At 72.1% G+C, this 16,437-nt stretch carries 15 protein-coding genes; 2 read left to right on the top strand and 13 right to left on the bottom strand.

The window, feature by feature from the left end; translation table 11 throughout:
• Nucleotides 1-31: 31 nt before the first annotated feature.
• Entirely contained in the window at nucleotides 32-523 is a 492-nt protein-coding gene (locus Nocox_RS09100) for an Lrp/AsnC family transcriptional regulator (protein WP_020545388.1), read from the top strand.
• Here the strand turns inward: Nocox_RS09100 and Nocox_RS09095 are convergent.
• From Nocox_RS09095 to speB, 3 genes are read right to left on the bottom strand one after another with little or no spacing between them, the layout of a single operon-like run.
• On the bottom strand, nucleotides 502-1,164 hold the full coding sequence (locus Nocox_RS09095) for a cyclase family protein (RefSeq protein WP_020545387.1): 663 nt from the start codon (nucleotides 1,162-1,164) through the stop codon (nucleotides 502-504). The genes Nocox_RS09100 and Nocox_RS09095 overlap by 22 nt on opposite strands.
• Complete coding sequence (locus Nocox_RS09090; protein ID WP_020545386.1) at nucleotides 1,161-2,687, bottom strand: purine-cytosine permease family protein; 1,527 nt, start codon at nucleotides 2,685-2,687, stop codon at nucleotides 1,161-1,163. The genes Nocox_RS09095 and Nocox_RS09090 overlap by 4 nt, the downstream gene beginning before the upstream one ends.
• Nucleotides 2,684-3,622, bottom strand: coding sequence for an agmatinase (speB, locus tag Nocox_RS09085; protein ID WP_020545385.1), 939 nt, complete (start codon nucleotides 3,620-3,622; stop codon nucleotides 2,684-2,686). Before speB ends, Nocox_RS09090 begins: the two co-directional genes overlap by 4 nt.
• A 69-nt stretch (nucleotides 3,623-3,691) precedes the next feature.
• Here speB and Nocox_RS09080 point away from each other — a divergent pair, with 69 nt between their 5' ends.
• Nucleotides 3,692-5,176, top strand: coding sequence for a PucR family transcriptional regulator (locus Nocox_RS09080; protein ID WP_020545384.1), 1,485 nt, complete (start codon nucleotides 3,692-3,694; stop codon nucleotides 5,174-5,176).
• Here the strand turns inward: Nocox_RS09080 and Nocox_RS09075 are convergent.
• The 10 genes from Nocox_RS09075 to Nocox_RS09030 are packed head-to-tail and all read right to left on the bottom strand — an operon-like array spanning nucleotide 5,108 to nucleotide 16,391.
• Complete coding sequence (locus Nocox_RS09075; RefSeq protein WP_020545383.1) at nucleotides 5,108-5,452, bottom strand: hypothetical protein; 345 nt, start codon at nucleotides 5,450-5,452, stop codon at nucleotides 5,108-5,110. The two genes, Nocox_RS09080 and Nocox_RS09075, sit on opposite strands and share 69 nt — an antisense overlap.
• A complete protein-coding gene (locus tag Nocox_RS09070; protein WP_157383275.1) occupies nucleotides 5,445-6,299 on the bottom strand; it encodes a hypothetical protein in 855 nt (284 codons plus the stop codon). Before Nocox_RS09070 ends, Nocox_RS09075 begins: the two co-directional genes overlap by 8 nt.
• 35 nt (nucleotides 6,300-6,334) lie before the next feature.
• Nucleotides 6,335-9,085, bottom strand: a complete 2,751-nt coding sequence (locus Nocox_RS09065) for a glycoside hydrolase family 38 N-terminal domain-containing protein (RefSeq protein ID WP_020545381.1) — start codon at nucleotides 9,083-9,085, stop codon at nucleotides 6,335-6,337.
• Complete coding sequence (locus Nocox_RS09060) at nucleotides 9,082-10,155, bottom strand: Gfo/Idh/MocA family protein (RefSeq protein ID WP_020545380.1); 1,074 nt, start codon at nucleotides 10,153-10,155, stop codon at nucleotides 9,082-9,084. Before Nocox_RS09060 ends, Nocox_RS09065 begins: the two co-directional genes overlap by 4 nt.
• Nucleotides 10,152-11,042, bottom strand: a complete 891-nt coding sequence (locus tag Nocox_RS09055; RefSeq protein WP_020545379.1) for a TIM barrel protein — start codon at nucleotides 11,040-11,042, stop codon at nucleotides 10,152-10,154. Before Nocox_RS09055 ends, Nocox_RS09060 begins: the two co-directional genes overlap by 4 nt.
• Nucleotides 11,042-12,220 carry a CehA/McbA family metallohydrolase gene (locus Nocox_RS09050; protein WP_020545378.1) on the bottom strand — a complete coding sequence of 393 codons (1,179 nt, stop codon included), beginning with the start codon at nucleotides 12,218-12,220 and terminating at the stop codon, nucleotides 11,042-11,044. The genes Nocox_RS09055 and Nocox_RS09050 overlap by 1 nt, the downstream gene beginning before the upstream one ends.
• The gene (locus tag Nocox_RS09045) at nucleotides 12,217-13,284 is read right to left on the bottom strand and encodes an ABC transporter ATP-binding protein (RefSeq protein WP_020545377.1); all 1,068 of its coding nucleotides are present in this window, start codon (nucleotides 13,282-13,284) and stop codon (nucleotides 12,217-12,219) included. The genes Nocox_RS09050 and Nocox_RS09045 overlap by 4 nt, the downstream gene beginning before the upstream one ends.
• Nucleotides 13,284-14,105 carry a carbohydrate ABC transporter permease gene (locus Nocox_RS09040; RefSeq protein WP_020545376.1) on the bottom strand — a complete coding sequence of 274 codons (822 nt, stop codon included), beginning with the start codon at nucleotides 14,103-14,105 and terminating at the stop codon, nucleotides 13,284-13,286. The genes Nocox_RS09045 and Nocox_RS09040 overlap by 1 nt, the downstream gene beginning before the upstream one ends.
• The gene (locus Nocox_RS09035) at nucleotides 14,102-15,037 is read right to left on the bottom strand and encodes a carbohydrate ABC transporter permease (protein WP_020545375.1); all 936 of its coding nucleotides are present in this window, start codon (nucleotides 15,035-15,037) and stop codon (nucleotides 14,102-14,104) included. Before Nocox_RS09035 ends, Nocox_RS09040 begins: the two co-directional genes overlap by 4 nt.
• The gene (locus Nocox_RS09030) at nucleotides 15,012-16,391 is read right to left on the bottom strand and encodes an extracellular solute-binding protein (RefSeq protein ID WP_026214808.1); all 1,380 of its coding nucleotides are present in this window, start codon (nucleotides 16,389-16,391) and stop codon (nucleotides 15,012-15,014) included. Before Nocox_RS09030 ends, Nocox_RS09035 begins: the two co-directional genes overlap by 26 nt.
• Between the last annotated feature and the right edge of the window lie 46 nt (nucleotides 16,392-16,437).

Below are 16,437 nucleotides of genomic sequence, written 5' to 3'. Positions count from 1 at the left end.
TAACGCCGGACCGCTAGGAGGATTCCTCTCGATGACGTCGCCGCCCCGCGTCCGCCGCAGCAATCCGGCCCAGGGTCCCGTCGTGCTCGACGAGCTGTCAAAGCAGATCATCGAGCAGCTCCAGGCGGACGGGCGGATGCCGTACGCGGCGATCGGCAAGGCAGTCGGGCTCTCCGAGGCCGCCGTGCGCCAGCGCGTCCAGCGGCTGCAGGAGGCCGGGGTCATGCAGATCGTCGCGGTGACCGACCCCCTCACCCTGGGCTTCCCCCGGCAGGCCATGATCGGGGTCAACTGCGAGGGCGACCTGGAGTCGGTCGCCGACGAGCTGGCCGCGATCTCGGAGATCGACTACGTCGTGCTCACCGCGGGCTCGTTCGACGTCATCGTCGAGGTGGTGTGCGAGGGCGACGGTCACCTGCTGGAGATCCTCAGCAAGATCCGCGCCATCCCCGCCGTGCGGGCCACGGAGTCGTTCGTGTACCTGAAGCTGCGCAAGCAGTCCTACTCCTGGGGCACGCGCTGACCCAGGCGGGCCACCGCGCGGACGGGAGCGCCGTCCGCGCCGGCCAGCCGGATCGGGAACAGTGACACCTCGATCGGCCGGCCGCTCTCCTGCGCCAGGAGCAGGCGGTCGAGACCGGTCAGGTTCTCGGCGATGACCGCGTGCGCGCCGCACAGCACCCGGTGGGCGGGGAAGTCGGTGGCCGGCGTGGGGTCCACGCTCAGCGCGTCGATCCCGACCGTCCGCACCCCCCGCTCCACCAGCAGCTCCGCCGCCTCCTCCGACAGGTAGGGGTGCTCCAGGTAGGCGCCGGTGCCCCAGTGCGCCGACCAGCCGGTGGCGACCAGCACGATCGTGCCCGCGCGCACCCCGCCGAAGGCCGCCGCGGCGATGCCCGACCGGGGCGCGAGGCCCCTGGCGTCCACCACCGTCGCGGGGCCGGCGAAGCGGTCGAGCGGCAGGTCGTCCAGCGTGGGCAGCGCGTCGCCGAAGTGGAACGGCGCGTCCACGTGGGTGCCCGACTGGGAACCCATGTGGACGGCCAGCACGTTGACGCCGTCGCGGGCCACCGTGAGCGCCGGGCCGATCGAGACCTCGGGGTCGCCCGGGTAGACGGGCATCCCGGTCTCGACCGGCACCGACAGGTCGACGAGCTCCGTCACGGCGCGATCGGCTCCGTGGCCGCCGGCCGCACGTCGATGATCGGCGGCACCGGGGTGTCGGCGGCGCGGACCAGGCGCGGGCCGCGCGGCCCATAGACCTCGCGCGGCTCGGGGAAGGCCGTCAGCAGCGCCAGGTAGAGCAGCGCGGCCACGGCCAGGCCGACCGGGAGCGAGATGTCCACGCCGCCCGCCAGCTCGCCGAGCGGGCCGACGAACTGCCCCGGCAGGTTGACGAACGACAGCGCCAGCAGCGCCGAGGCCAGCCAGGCGGACATGCCGCGCCAGTTCCAGCCATGGGTGAACCAGTAGCGGCCGCCGCGCTGACGGCGGTTGAACACCTGGAGGGCGTCCGCGTCGTACCAGCCGCGCCGCGTGACGTAGCCGATCATCATGATCACCATCCACGGGGCCGTGCACGTGATGATGAGCGTGGCGAACGTCGAGATGCTCTGCGTCAGGTTCGCGGCGAAGCGGCCGACGAAGATGAACACGATCGACAGCGTACCGATGAAGACCGTGGCCCGCACGCGACTGAACCGCGGGAAGACGCTGGAGAAGTCCAGGCCGGTGCCGTAGAGGGAGGTGCTGCCCGTGGACATGCCGCCGATGAGCGCGATCAGGCAGACCGGCACGAAGTACCAGCCCGGCGAGATCGCCAGCAGGCCGCCGACGTAGTTGGGCGCGGCCGGGTCCACGTACTCCGCCGCCTTGGACGCGATGATCGAGGCCGTGGACAGGCCGAAGAAGAACGGCAGGATCGTGGCGATCTGCGACATGAACGCCGCCGTCATCACCCGCCGCCGCGGCGTGTCCGCCGGGATGTAACGCGACCAGTCGCCGAGGAACGCGCCGAAGGAGACCGGGTTCGACAGCACGATGAGCGCCGCGCCGATGAACGACGGCCAGAACAGCGGGTCGCCGGCCGCGAGCGTGCCCGGGTAGGACGGGTCGAAGTCGCCGGCGAAGGCGAAGATCCCCAGCACGAACAGCAGCGACGCCGCCGCCACCGCGATCTTGTTGACGAACAGCATGAAGCGGAAGCCGTACACGCAGACGACCAGCACGAGGGCGGCGAAGATCCCGTACGCGACCGCGTACGACATGTCGGTGTCCGGCAGCCCGACCAGCCGGTGCGCGCCGCCCACGAGCGCGTCACCCGACGACCACACCGAGATCGAGAAGAACGCGATCGCGGTCAGCAGCGACAGGAACGAGCCCACGACCCGCCCGTGCACGCCCAGGTGCGCCGAGGAGGACACGGCGTTGTTGGTGCCGTTGAGCGGCCCGAACAGCGACAGCGGCGCCAGGATCAGCGACCCCACCACCAGCCCGAGCACGGTAGCGGCCAGGCCCTGCCAGAACGACAGGCCGAACAGGATGGGAAAGGCCCCGAGCACGCAGGTCGCGAACGTGTTCGCGCCGCCGAAGGCCACCCGGAACAGGTCGAGCGGGCGCGCCGTGCGATCGGCGTCGGGGATGCGCTCGACCCCGTAGATCTCGATCTCGGTGAGGGTGTTGCTCATGTCTGCTTCTCCTGCCGCAACGCCAGCAAGCTGACGAGGTCGTAGGCCACGTGGGAGGCGGCGACCGAGGTGATCTCCGCGTGGTCGTAGGCCGGGGCCACTTCGACGACGTCGGCCCCGATCAGGTCGCAACCGGCGAGCCCGCGCAGGATCTCCAGCAGCTCGCGGCTGGTGAGCCCGCCGGCCTCCGGGGTGCCGGTGCCGGGGGCGTGGGCGGGGTCGAGCACGTCGATGTCGACCGAGACGTACAGAGGACGCTCGCCGATGCGCTGCCGCAGCACGTCGACGACCTCGTCCAGGCCGCGCCGCAGCACGTCGGCGGCGGTCAGGATGCCGAACCCGAGCCGCCGGTCGTCCTCCAGGTCCTTCTTGCCGTACAGAGGGCCGCGGATGCCGACGTGGCTCAGCGCCGCGGTGTCGACCAGGCCCTCCTCCACGGCCCGGCGGAACGGGGTGCCGTGCGTGTACTCCGCCCCGAAGTAGGTGTCCCAGGTGTCGAGATGCGCGTCGAAGTGCAGCAACGCGACCGGGCCGTGCTTCCTCGCGGCGGCACGCAGCAGCGGCAGCGCGATCGTGTGGTCGCCGCCGATCGTGACGAGCCGGGCGTCGATCGAGCCCGCCGCCTCCTCGATCGCCTCGATGGCCGCGCCGATGTCGAACGGGTTCGCCGCGACGTCACCGGCGTCGGCCACCTGCGCCCGCTCGAACGGCGACACGTCGAGCCCCGGGTGGTACGGCCGCAGCAGCCGGGACGCCTCCCGGACGGCGGCTGGACCGAACCGGGCGCCCGGCCGGTAGGACACACCGGTGTCGAACGGCACGCCCACGACCGCGACGTCGGCCTTCTCCACCTGGTCGAGGCGGGGCAGGCGGGCGAAGGTGGCGGGCCCGGCGAAACGCGGGACCCGGGAGGAGTCGACGGGACCGATAGTCATGCGGACAGTGTTCGTCATGCCTCTGACCTGCGGCAATTGTAGTGTCCACGAAGTATTACGGTGTGTGTTGTGCCGGAACACACACCCCCGGTTCCCGACCGCCGGGACCACAAGATCACCGTCGAGGACCTCCTCCGCTCACCCGCCCTGCAGCTCCGGCTCCTGGCCGGCGAGGCGGGCCTGTCCCGGTCGGTGTCCTGGGCGCACGTCAGCGAGCTCGACGACCCCACGCCCTGGCTGCTCGGCGCCGAGGTCATCCTGACGACCGGGCTCGGCCTGCCCCGCTCGGCCGCCCGGCAGCGCGCCTACCTGCGCCGCCTCGACGACGCCGGCGTCTCGGCCCTCGCCCTGTCCGCCGGGCTCCACGTGCCGCCCCTCCATCCGGCCTTCTTCGAGACGGCCGAGGAGCGGGGCATCCCGGTGCTGGAGGTGCCGCTCGCGGTGCCGTTCATCGCGATCTCGCAGGAGGTGGCGGCGGCGCTGCAGGAGGACGCCAGCCACCGGCTGGGCGCGCAGCTCCAGGTGTTCGGCGCGCTGCGCTGGCTCGCCGCCGAGGACCTCGACACCGCGACCCTCTTCAAACGCCTCGAACGGCTGTCCGGCTACGACGTCCACCTGTGCACGCCGCAGGGCCGGCCGCTGCTCAAGGGGGTGCCCGTGCCGCCCAGCCTGGACGTCCTGCCCACCGAGCCTGACGCCGCCCCCACCATCCCGGGCGGCTTCGCCCTGCCGGTCTCCGCCCCCGGCGGGCCCGCCGGCTTCCTCGTCGCCTTCGAACGCGAAGGCGCCCGGCCCGCCGGGCTCGCCGTCGTCCAGCACATCGCCACGGTGGCGGCGCTCCAGGTCGCGATGGCCCGCAACGAACGCGAGACGCTGCGCCGCGAAGGCGCCGAGACGCTGGCCGAACTGCTCCAGGACGTGCTGGACCCGCCCGCCGCCCGCCGCCGCCTGGCCCGGCTCGGCCTCGACGCCGACCTGATCCTGCTGGTCGTCCGCGACGCCCCGGACGACGCGCTGCGCCGCGCCCTGGACGAACTGCCCCACCTGATGCTGCGCCGCGGCGACGACCACTATGTGCTGGGTCCTCCCGAGGCCGGCCCCACCGTCGCCGCCGTCGCCGACGCCCGCGCCGGCGCGAGCCGCCCCTTCCCGGCCGGCGCGTCCCTGCGCCTGCCGCACCGCGAGGCCGTCTGGGCCGCCTCGCACGCCGCCGAATCCGGCAAACCACTGGTCCACTACGGCGAGGACACCACGGGACGCTGGCTCCCCGACGACCCGGCGACCCTGCGCGCCCTGGTGGACCACGTGCTCGGCGAGGTCGTGGCCTACGACGCCGCCCACGACTCGCGGCTGCTGGCGACCGTACGGGTGTGGATGGAGCACAACCGCCACACGGACGACGCCGCCGCGGCCCTGCACATCCACCCCAACACGCTGTCCTACCGGCTGCGCCGCTTCGCCGCCCTCACCGGCCGCGACCTGTCGTCAAGCGGCGCTTTCGCCGAGGTCTGGCTCGCCCTCCGCGCCGCCCGCCAACTCGGCCTCTTCGGCTAGGCCGTCGAAGAGGGCCTCCGCCGTCTCGGCGGAGATCGCCCGCAGCACCCAGGCGTTGAGCATGTCGTGGTCATAGCAGGAAAGGATCCGATCCCGCGCCTCGTCGGACACCGGAATCCCGCGCCCTGCGAGCATCACGAAGAGCGCTCTCGTCTTCCACTCGGCCCTTCCCACGGCCCTTCCCTTGGCGATCAGGCTCTCGGCGTACCCGCCCATGTACGGATCCGTCGTCCTCTGATCCCGCTCGTGCCCTCCGGGTATGGCGAGGTCAGTCAAAGAGGGCCTCCGCCGTCTCAATGGTGAGCGCCCGCAGCAGCCAGGCTTCGAGGGTGTCCTTGTCGCTACAGGCGAGGACCTGCCCCCGTACCTCGTCGGACACCGGAATTCCGCGCCCCTCGAGAATCAGGAAGATGGCATTCGCCTCGCCCTTGACTTCGCCCTTGGCGATCAGGCTCTCGGCGTACTCGCCCATGTACGGATACGTCATCGCCTTCATCCTTTTTTCCCACTCTTTCTGTGCGTCACCTTCCAGTGACACAGTGATGTGGCGAGCGTACCGCTCGGCGATTTTCGGATCGAGGTAGTCCAGCGCCTTCTCCACTGCGGAGATGACGGCGTTGAAGCGGGGATCCTCGCTCTGGATGACGGCGGACATGACCGCCAGCCCGATGTTCTCCCTGGCGCGCGCGACGTCCGTGATGACGGGCGTGTTGCCCGCGTGGATGACCAGGGGCGTCAGTTCGAGGCCGGGGTGCCCGGTCTCGATGACCCGCAGGGCCCATCGCGCGACGTTGCGCTTGGGGCAGATGACGATTAAGCACACCGGGCATTTCTCGCGGGAGCGGAAGTTCGCGATGTACTCCAGCCAGGAGTAGGGCTTCTCCTTGTCGACTCCGCGCTGCGTCTCGACGATGATGCCGAACTTGTCGTCCCCGTCCCCATAGAGCAGGGCGCCGTCGGCCCGGCACACGGCCGGGTCCGCCTCCGAGAGGTCGGGCGAGGCGACGCGGCCCTCGCCCGACTTCGGAATGGGCAGGTCGAACAGTGCGAGCAGCATATGTCGGGTGTGATCCGGTTCAAAGGTCGCGACCTTGGTCAGACCTTCGTGTTGCGACGTGACCATGCCGCGAACATTACTATTCGCGTTCGATTAATTACTCAGAGTTTGCGGAACTGGATGGTGGCGATCTCCCAGGGCTTCAGGGGGAGCCGGAGCGTGCCGTCGGCCACCGGGAGCGCGTCTCCGGGACGGCCGCGGAGGTCGGCGTGGCGGGCCTCGGTGAGGCCGCCCTCGACGAGCGCCTCCGTGGCGTCCGGGGTGAGGGCGACGACGCGCAGCTCGTGCCAGTCGTCGCGCAGCCGCAGCGAGGTCATGGTCACGCCCTCGCCCGTCACCGACAGCCCGTACGCCGGCGCCGGCAGCGGCAGTGACGGCTCGCCGGTGCCCGCGACGGTCACCAGGTCGTGGCGGAAGACCTCGGCGGCGGGCGGCGCCTGCCGCCAGGACGCGCACGGCATCAGCGCGAGGCTGAGCGAGCGCAGCCCGCGTGACTGCGCGGCCGGGGTCGGGAGCTGGGGGCCGGCGGGCTCGGGGCGCAGGGCGTTGCGGTTGCGGGAGAGGTAGCCGGCCGAGCGGAGCAGGGTGAGGGCGAGCTCGCCGTCGCCGGTCAGCTCGTACTCGGTGACGTGCTCCAGCAGCACGGCGGCGCCGCCCGCGGCCACCCAGGAGGAGGCCGGGAAGGTGGGCAGCGGGGTCTCGCCGCAGCCGGCCTCGGCGCTCAGCCCGCGGGTGACGACCGCGAACTGGCCTTCGGCGTGGGACTCCGTGGCCGGCTCCGGCAGGGGCACGTGGAAGCGGACGCGGTGGTCGTCGCAGCGGTTGTCGAAGTCGAGCCGCAGCCGGACGAAGGGCTCGCCGGCGCGCAGCTCGACCCGGGTGGTGACGACGGTCCGCTCGCTCCGGGAGGTCCGCGACCGGGCCGGGAGCTCGGGGGTGTCGGCGAGGCCGTCGCCCGCGGCGGGCCACTCGTACGTCCTCCGCACCTCGCTCACGGCGACCAGCGGCCCCGCGTGGATGAGCTCGGTCTCGACCGCGACCGGCTCGGAGACGAGCAGGTCGTGGGCGGGCGGCGCGTAGTTGTAGGTGTCGCCGACGTCGCCGCCGTCCACGATGCGGCCCGCGCCGGTGACGGTGGTGCCGTCCGCGCCGGTGAGCGTCAACGTACCGTCGGCGGCGACCGTGACGCGGAGCAGCCCGTTGTCGAGGGTCTCGCCGTCGCCGTACGCCGGGAGCGGGGTGACGTCGGAGGAGAGCCAGCACGCCGGGTCGTGGGTGGCGTCCTCGTCCTCGCGGGGGGCGGGCGCGGTGAACACCTCCTGGTGCGGCGCCGGCCGCAGGCTGGTGTGGCCGAGCGGCGGGGCCTTGACCAGGGCGGCGACCGTGCGGCGCGGCTCGGCGACGATGCGGACGCGGGTGACGCCGTCGAGGGCGTCACGCAGGTCGGCGACGTCGAAGGCGAGCGTGGTGGTGCGGGCCACGGTGAAGGTGAGCACGCCGTCCTCGGCGGACCAGCCGGTGATGTGCTGGCCGTACAGCTCGGTGCCGTGGATGAAGGTGAGCGCCGTGGCGGGGTCCATCTCCTCGTCGAGCAGGAGCGTGGGGGCGTACTCCAGGGGCTGGAGCGGTACGGCGGCGCCGGAGGGGTCCACCAGCGGGTCGATCCCGGCGACGTCCACGAGGACGATGCCGGTGCGGTCGGCGGGGGTGGGGTTGACCACGAGGACGCCCTCCGCCGGCACGGCGGCGGCGAGGCGGGCGGTGACCATGTCGCGTACGGCTTGTCCGAGGTGTTCGGCCTCGGCGATGCGGGCGGCCACCTGCTGGGCGGTCTCGTCCACGCCACAGCCGGTCACCGAGTCGTGGCCGCTGGCGTCCACGAGCCGCCACCAGGCCATGTCGAGGAAGCGGCCGGGCCATTCGCCGCCCCAGAGCGCGGAGAGCGGCTCGGCGTAGCGCTCGACCATGCGCTCGGCGCGGCCCATGGCCTGCTTGAGGTGGGGGCGGATGGAGATGACGCCGGGCAGGATGTTGGCGCGGGCGTGGGAGCGGAGCTCGCCGGGCACGGCGGGCAGGCCCTCGACCTCGCCCGGGTACGCGGCGAGGTAGCCGGACAGGGTGTCCATGCGGGCCCCGATCGCGCTCACCATCTCGGGCAGGCCGCGGACCGGCGCGGAGTGGTCGGTGCCGTACATCGCCAGCAGCGACCCGTCGGGCCCGTGCCAGCGGCGCATGGTGGTGACGAACGCCGCCGCCCGCTCGGCCAGCCCGTCGGGGTCGTGGAACAGGTGGGCGCCGTTGCCGTAGCCGCCGGCCGGGAGGTACTGGGTGCGGATGGCGGTGCCGTCGGGGGCGACCCAGGCGAAGGCGTCGGTGGTGACGGCGGACGGCACGCCGCGGTAGACGCACGCGTGCAGCAGCCCGGCCTTGCGCAGGATCTGCGGCATCTGGGCGGTGTGCCCGAACATGTCGGGCAGGTAGCCGACCGGCATCGCGCCGCCCAGCTTGTCGGCGCGGTCCATGCCGAGTTCGAGGTTGCGGACGATGTTCTCGCCCGAGCACAGGAACTCGTCCAGCAGGATCTGCCACGGCCCGATCGCCAGCCGCCCCGACTCGACGAGGGCGGCGATCCGGTCGCGGTTCTCCGGCCGCACCTCCAGGTAGTCGTCCACGCAGGCGAGCTGGCCGTCGAGGGTGAAGTGGTAGCCGGGCTCGCGCTCCATCGTGTCGAGCACCTCGTCCAGCAGCGCCACCAGGCGCAGCCGGAAGCGCTGGAACGGCTCGTACCACTCGCGGTCCCAGTGGGTGTGCGGGACGACGACGATCTCCGTAGGCACGATCTCCGTGCTCACGCGGCCTCTCCTCCGATCGGCAGACCATGCTGCACGGCGTAACGCGCGGCGATGCGCTGCGCGGTGACGATGTCCTCAAGCGCGCCGCCGACGTCGGTGAGTGGCGGCTTGCCGTCGCGTACGAAGGCGTGGAAGGCGGCGAGCTGCACCTCGAACGCCTCCGTGACGTCGCGGTACTCGGTGCGGCTCTCGGCCCCCGACACGACGGTGAGCGTGGTGGGGGCGTTCATCAGGTAGGGAGCAGGGAAGACCAGCTCCAGCGTACCGGTGTCGTGGTGGATGGCCACGGTCTCCCGGTAGGCCGGGTAGTCCTCCAGGTAGTGCCAGCGGATGGAGAAGCGGCCCTGCGCGGGCAGCGGGCCGGAGATCTCCACCGAGCCGGGCGCGGGTCCCCACGTCTCGACGTGCGAGATCTCGGCCGGCGAGCCGGTGAAGCGGCGCAGCAGCGACAGGTCGTGGCAGATCGAGCCGAGGGAGATGCCGTACAGGCTCCGCACCGGCTCGGACTCGCCCACCGCGCGGGTCGTCAGCTCGCGCTCGGCGGCCCGAAGGGAGTCGAGGACGCCCGCGTCCACGTCGCGGGCCTGGGTGAGGTTGGCGAAGGCGAGCTGCGACTCCCCGCTGGGGTGCAGCACGGTCACCTCGACGGCGCGGATCACGCCGGCGCCGCCCAGCTCGGCCAGCAGTTCCTCGGCCCGGCGCACGGCGGGGTCGTACTGCTTCATGTAGCCGACCATGAGCCGCCCCTCGGGCAGCGCCGCCACCTCGGCGCGGGTGAGCGCGAGCGGCTTCTCGCACAGCACGGCGTGGCCGACGGCGAGCGCGCGGCGCACGGTCTCGCCGTGGGAGCCCGAGGCGAGCACGAGCACGGCCTCGAAGCCGCCCGCGTCGAGCATGTCCTCCAGCGCGGTGTAGCGCCCGGGGGCGCCGAGCCGGTCGGCGACGGCGTCGGCCAGCGTGCGCGACAGGTCGCAGACGGCGGTCACCTCGAACAGGTCGCGGCGCCTGGACAGCAGCGGCACGTACACCGCCTGCGTGACGGCGCCGCATCCGATGAGCGCGATTCTCACAGTCCCAGTTCCTTCAGCTTGCGGCGGTTGGCGGCCTGGTCGGCGATGTTCTGCTCGACGGTGCGCCGGCCCGGCAGGGTGTCCTGCTCGATGACGACCCAGCCCGTGTAGCCGATCTCGTCCAGGGTGCGCACGACGCCGGGCAGGTCGAGCTCGCCCTCGCCGAGCTGCGCGAAGCCGCCACGGCCCATGAGCTCGCGCAGGTCGACGCCGTCGGCCAGGGCGGCGGCGAGGATCTTGGTGTCGCCGTCCTTGACGTGCACGTGGCCGACCCGCCCGGCCCAGGCGCGCAGCGCGCTCACGGGGTCGCCGCCGGCCAGCAGCAGGTGGCCGGTGTCCAGGCAGAGCTGGACGTCGGTCAGCTCCAGCAGCCGCTCGACGTCGTCGGGCGTCTCGACGTAGGTGCCGAGGTGGTGGTGGAAGACCGGTTCGAGACCGCGCTCGCGGCAACGGTCGGTGGCCTCCTGGACGCGGGCGGCGTAGGCCGGCCACTCCCCCGCCGCGAGCCCTGGAACGCTCCCGCCCGGCCGCGCGAAGCGCTCCGCCGAGCCCGAGCAGGCCAGCGTGGGCCGGGGCCCGAAGCCGGCGGGCGCGGGGGGCGCGGCGGCGAAGACGTCCAGCGCGGCCTCCAGCGCGGGCAGCCCCCGCGCGTACGCCTCGGCGTCGCCGTACCGCAGGTCGACCCAGCCGCCCGCGAGCAGCAGCCCGTTGCCGGCGAGCCGGTCGGCCAGCTCGGAGCCGGTGCCGAGGTAGCCGATCGGGCCGGAGTCGATGCCTTCGTACCCGGCCTCGGCCAGCGCCTCGACCATGGTGTCGGGCCCGAGCGGCGGCGGGGCGTCACTCAGCTCGAACACCCCGAAGCTCACCGGCGCGTTCGCGACCTTCATCACTGGCACAGCCCCATCACCTCGTTCTCGTACGTCTCCAGCCGGTGCGGCCCGTCCATGCCGCGCACCAGCACCCGGTCACCGCGGATCACCTGGCGCTCGCCGGACGGGCGGACCAGGACCAGCCCGTCGGCGTCCAGCGCCAGCAGTTCGTCGCCCAGCCGCAGCAGCAGCGGCGCGTCCGGCCCCGCGGAGACCGCCACGCGCCCGGCGCGCACGCCGTCGAGCACCGTGTCAGGGTCCTCGGCCAGCACCCAGGTCGTGGGCTCGCCGGGCAGCCCGTCGGAGCCCGGCCGGTGGAAGTCGCTGCCGCCGATCGCGATCACGTCGTCGCGCCAGGACTGCGACCAGGCGAGCGGGGCGCCCCAGCGGCGGTCCCACCAGCCCGAGTGCCACACCTCGGCGTGCCGGGTGCGCCGGTCGAGCGGCAGCAGCCAGGCGCAGTCGCCGCCGAGCGGATGGTTGACCGACATGATGCCGCCCGCCCGCTCGGCGTGCTCGGCCCAGGAGTCGGCGGGCTCGCGGAAGTCGACCCAGCCGACGTCGCCGAAGACGTTGGCGTGGCCGCGGTCGGTGGTGACCTCCTGGCCGGGGATCAGCGTGATGCCGCGGCCGGCCTTGGCCAGCCAGGGGTGGTGGCTCACGGTGTTGTGGTCGGTGACGGCCAGGAAGTCGAGCCCGCGCCCGTGGGCCAGCTCGGCGAGCTCGGCGATGCTCAGCGCGCCGTCGCTGTGCACGGTGTGGGCGTGGAAGTCGCCGGCGTGCCAGCGCAGGCCGTCGACGCCGGGGATGTCGCGCCTCGACGGGCGCTCGCCGTGCGGCGGCTCCTCGGCGGCCGGGTCGGGCAGGACCGTTCCCGAGGTCTCGATCTCCAGGATGAAGTCGAGGCCCTGCGGCGGGATCCGGTGCAGCCGCAGCCACACGTGCCAGGTGCCCGGCTCGGGCTCGCCCGGCAGGTAGCCGGGGGTGGCCCACGACGGGGTGATGGTGTAGGTGTCGCGCGCGCCGCCCGACCAGCCGCGGAAGCCGCCGGGCGCGCCGCAGCCCAGGTCGAGCACGCCCTGCTCGCGGTCGTACGACAGCCGGACGGTGACGGCCGCGGTGCCGGGCGGGACCTCGAAGGGCACCTCGCGCAGGATCCGCTCCAGCCGGTCGTCCAGGCTCCAGTGGCCTCTCATGACACCAGCTCCCCGTCCCGGTAGACCAGCGCGCGGTCGCGCCGGGGCACGGCGTAGCCGTCGTCGCCGACGGCGGGCTCGCTGCCCTCGGGCACGACGGTCTGCACGATGACGTCGTTGACGTCGAGTGTCACCAGGTGGGAGGCGCCGAGGTTCTCCACGATGGCCACCTTCCCGCCCATTCCGCCCTCCGCGGGCTCGCCCGAGTAGGTCATGTACTCGGGGCGGACGCCGTACACGATCTTCTCTCCGTCGCTCAGCCGGCCCTCCGCCACGGCGGGGACGGCCACCTTGCAGCCTGCAACCTCCAGCGTGTCACCTCGGACGACCCCGTCGAGCAGATTCATCGGAGTGGAGCCGATGAACCCGGCCACGAACGTGTTGGCGGGCCGCCGGAACACCTCGGCCGGCGTACCGATCTGCCGGATGTGCCCCGCTTCCATGACGGCCATCCGGTCGGCCATGGCGAGGGCCTCGGCCTGGTCGTGCGTGACGAAGACGGTGGTGACGCCGAGCTCGCGCTGCAGCTTCTTGAGGAACGTGCGCGCCTCCAGCCGCAGCCGGGCGTCCAGGTTGGACAGCGGCTCGTCGAACAGGAACGCCTGCGCCTGGGTGGCCATGACCCGCGCCAGCGCGACCCGCTGCTGCTGGCCGCCGGAGAGCTGGCCGGGCCGCCGGTCCATCAGGTGCTCCAGCCCGAGCCGCGCCGCGACCTCGGCGGCCTTGTCGCGGCGCGTGGCCTTGTCGACCTTCTTGATCCGCAGCGGGTAGGCGATGTTGTCGGTGACGTCCATGTGCGGGAACAGCGCGTAGTCCTGGAAGACCATCGCCACGTCGCGCCCGCCCGGCTGGGTGCCGGTGACGTCGCGCTCGCCGATGAGCACGGACCCGCCGGAGGCCGCCTCCAGCCCGGCGATCGTGCGCAGCAGCGTGGTCTTGCCGCAGCCGGAGGGGCCGAGCAGCGCGAAGAACTCGCCGTCGGGGATGACCAGGTCGAGCGCGTCGAGCGCTTTCACTCCGCCCGGGTAGACCTTGGTCAGCCCGCGTAGTTCGATGGCGGCCATTAGCGCTTGATCCCTCCGTGGAAGCGGAAGCCGTATTTCTTGCTGACGAACAGGTACATGAGGACCACGGGGACCGAGTAGAGCAGCCCGAACGTGGACAGCATGCGCAGGTTGGCCTGCCCGCCCTCGGTGTACAGCGTGTACGTGATCACCGCCGCCGGCTGCTTCTCCACGTCGCTCAGCAGCAGGTACGGCATGAGGAAGTTCCCCCACACGTTGGCGATCGACCACACCGCGATGGTCGCCAGCCCCGGCCGCACCAGGGGGACGACCACGTGCCGCACGATCTGCAGCGGCGAGGCCCCGAAGACCCGCGCGGACTCCTCGTACGACTTGGGCGTGGAGTCCATGAAGTCCTTGAGCATGAAGATCGCCGCCGGCAGCAGCCCGCCGGTCAGGATGAGGATCAGCCCGAGCTGCGAGTCGATGAGGTTGAGCTCCACGGCGAGCTGGAACAGCGGCACCATGGCCGCCGTCCCCGTGATGATCGACGACAGGAGCAGCAGCGCGTACAGCAGCGCGTCGCGCCCCGGCAGCCGCACCCGGCTCAGCGCGTACGCCGCCAGCGCCGCCATCAGCACGACCAGCAGCGCCGTCCCCACCGACAGCACCAGCGAGTTCCACAGCGACGGCAGCGCGTACGGGTGCTCCAGGACCGCCCGGAAGTTCTCCCAGGTGAAGTCCGGCATCCGCACCTCGTAGGTGGGGTCGGAGGTGAACGGCGCGGTCACCAGCCACAGCAGCGGGATCGTGAAGAACGCCAGCAGCACCGCGATCAGCGTGTAGAAGCCGATCCGGCCCAGGACGAAGCGGGGCGTCATTTCTTGCTCCTGAGCAGCCGCAGGTAGAACACCGCCACGACCAGGTTGATGAGCAGGATGATCGTGGAGACCGCGGCCCCGTAGCCCAGCTCGCCGCTCTGCAGCGCGACCTTGTAGACGTGCACGGCCAGCACCTCGGACCGGCCGTCGGGACCGCCCGCCGTGAGCAGGAACGGGCTGAAGTCGTTGAACGTCCACAGGCTGATCAGCAGCAGGTTCGTCAGGATGTGGCCGCGGATGTGCGGGAAGACCACGTCACGGAGCTGCTGCCAGCCGGAGGCCCCGGCGAGCCGGGCGCTCTCCAGGTGCGAGGGCGGGACGTTGCCGAGGGCGGCCCCGTACAGCATCATCGAGAACGCCGTGCCGCGCCAGGTGTTGAAGATGATGATCGACAACATCGGGTGGTCGAGCAGCCACGCGAAGCCCGGGATGCCGAGCAGCGCGTTGAGCGTGCCGCCGTCGCGGTCGAGCAGCGCCACCCACAGGAACGACACCACGGCGCTGGGCAGGATCCAGGCCAGGATGACCAGGCCCTCGACCAGCCGCTTGAGCGGCCCGCGCCGGTCGCGCAGCGCCCAGGCGATGGTGAAGCCGAGCACGACCTGCCCGATGACGGCCGAGCCGAGCACGAACTGCACGGTGAGCCAGGTGGAGTTCCAGAACGTCGGGTTGGCGACCGCGTCCAGGAAGTTGTCCAGCCCCACGAACTGCGGCTCGGCCGCCGCGGCGCCGGTCAGGCGGTAGTTGGTCAGCCCCAGGTAGAGCACCCAGAGCGCGGGGAAGACGAGGAAGGCCGCGATCAGCAGGAGTGCGGGGGCCACGAAGGCCCCCGCACGGAGCCTGCCGAGGCCCGCCGCGTCGGAGCTGTATCCGCCGCGGCGGCCTGACGGGTCGCCGTCGATGACCTCAGGAGGCGATATTGCCTGCGCCACCGACGATTCCTTCGAGCTTCTTCTGGTAGTCGGCCGCCGCCTGGTCGGGCGCGGTGCCGCCGACGACCGCCGCGGTGGCCTCCTGGAGCGCCACCGACACCTGCGGGTAGACCGCGACCGGCGGCCGGTAGGCCGTCAGCGGCAGCACCTTCTCCGAGATGAACGTCAGCAGCGGCTGCCCGGCCAGGATCTCCTTGTTGACGTCGGTGCGCGGGGTGATGCGCACGTTGCCGTCCTTGGTCTCCTCCTTCAGCGCCTCCGGGGAGAGCGTGAAGGCCAGCAGCTCGAAGGCTTCCTTCGGATGCTTGCTGTTGGGGTTGACCGTGCGCAGCGCGCCGCCGGACATGCTGACGAAGTCCTGGCCGCGGATGCCCTTGCCGGGCTCGATGGCGGGGATCAGCGCGTAGCCGACGTTCTGGTCGCGGTCCTTCATGGGAGCGACGCCGGTGGCGGGGTTCACCACCCCGCGCCAGAAGTAGTCGCCCTCCATGAGGATGCCGATCTTGCCCTCGGCGAACTGCTGGAACGACTTGTCGCGGCCCTTGGCCTCCTGCTGGAGCTTGGGGTCGCCGAGGCCGCCGCCGTAGATCTTCTGGTAGAGGCCGAGCGCGTCCTTGAGCGGCTGGGAGGCGCCGGACCACTTGCCGTCCTGCTCGACCTGGCCGCCCGCGCCGGCGAGCAGCGGCAGCACGCCCTGCATCGAGGTGGCCTCGCCCATCGCGGTGCCGGCGTTGATCTGGATCGGCACCGGCACGCCGGAGGACTTGAGCTTGGTGCCGGCGTCGAGGATCTCCTGCCAGCTCTTCGGCTGCCAGTCGGCGGGCAGGCCCGCCTTCTGGAACAGGGTCTTGTTGAAGTAGAGGACGCGGCCGTCGGTGCCGACCGGCAGGGCGTACTTCTTGCCCTCGTACGTGGCCAGCCCCTGCACCGACTCGGGGATCTGCGACCAGCCGTCCCAGCTCTCGGCCTCGGGGCCCACCACGTCGGCCAGCGGCTTGATGTAGCCGGCCTGGGCGAACTCGCCGGCCCAGATGCCGTCGATGTCGATCACGTCCGCGCCCTTGCCCGACTTGAGGTCGAGGGAGAGCTTGGTCTTGTACTGCTCGTCGTCGACGCCGCTGGGGACGAACTTGACCTTGACGTCCTTCCCCTTGGCCTTCTGGGCGGCCTCGAACTTGGGGATCACCCAGGCGGCCACGAAGCCGGCCGCCGCCGCGTTCTTGCCGCCGGCGATGGCGTTCTGGGCGATCGTCAACTCTATGGTGTCGCCGCTGCCGCCACCTGACGACTGGCCGCAGGCGGCGAGCCCGAGGCCGGCCGCGGCTATGACCACAGCGAACTTCCGGATTGCCATGCAAACCCTCCGACACGTTCCTTGAGGGGAGGTGGGCCGAAAGCCA

The organism is Nonomuraea coxensis DSM 45129 (assembly GCF_019397265.1).
GTDB classification, from domain to species: Bacteria; Actinomycetota; Actinomycetes; order Streptosporangiales; family Streptosporangiaceae; genus Nonomuraea; species Nonomuraea coxensis.
The sequence above is the reverse complement of the archived record's forward strand: the minus strand, read 5'-3'. Positions and strand labels throughout refer to the sequence as shown.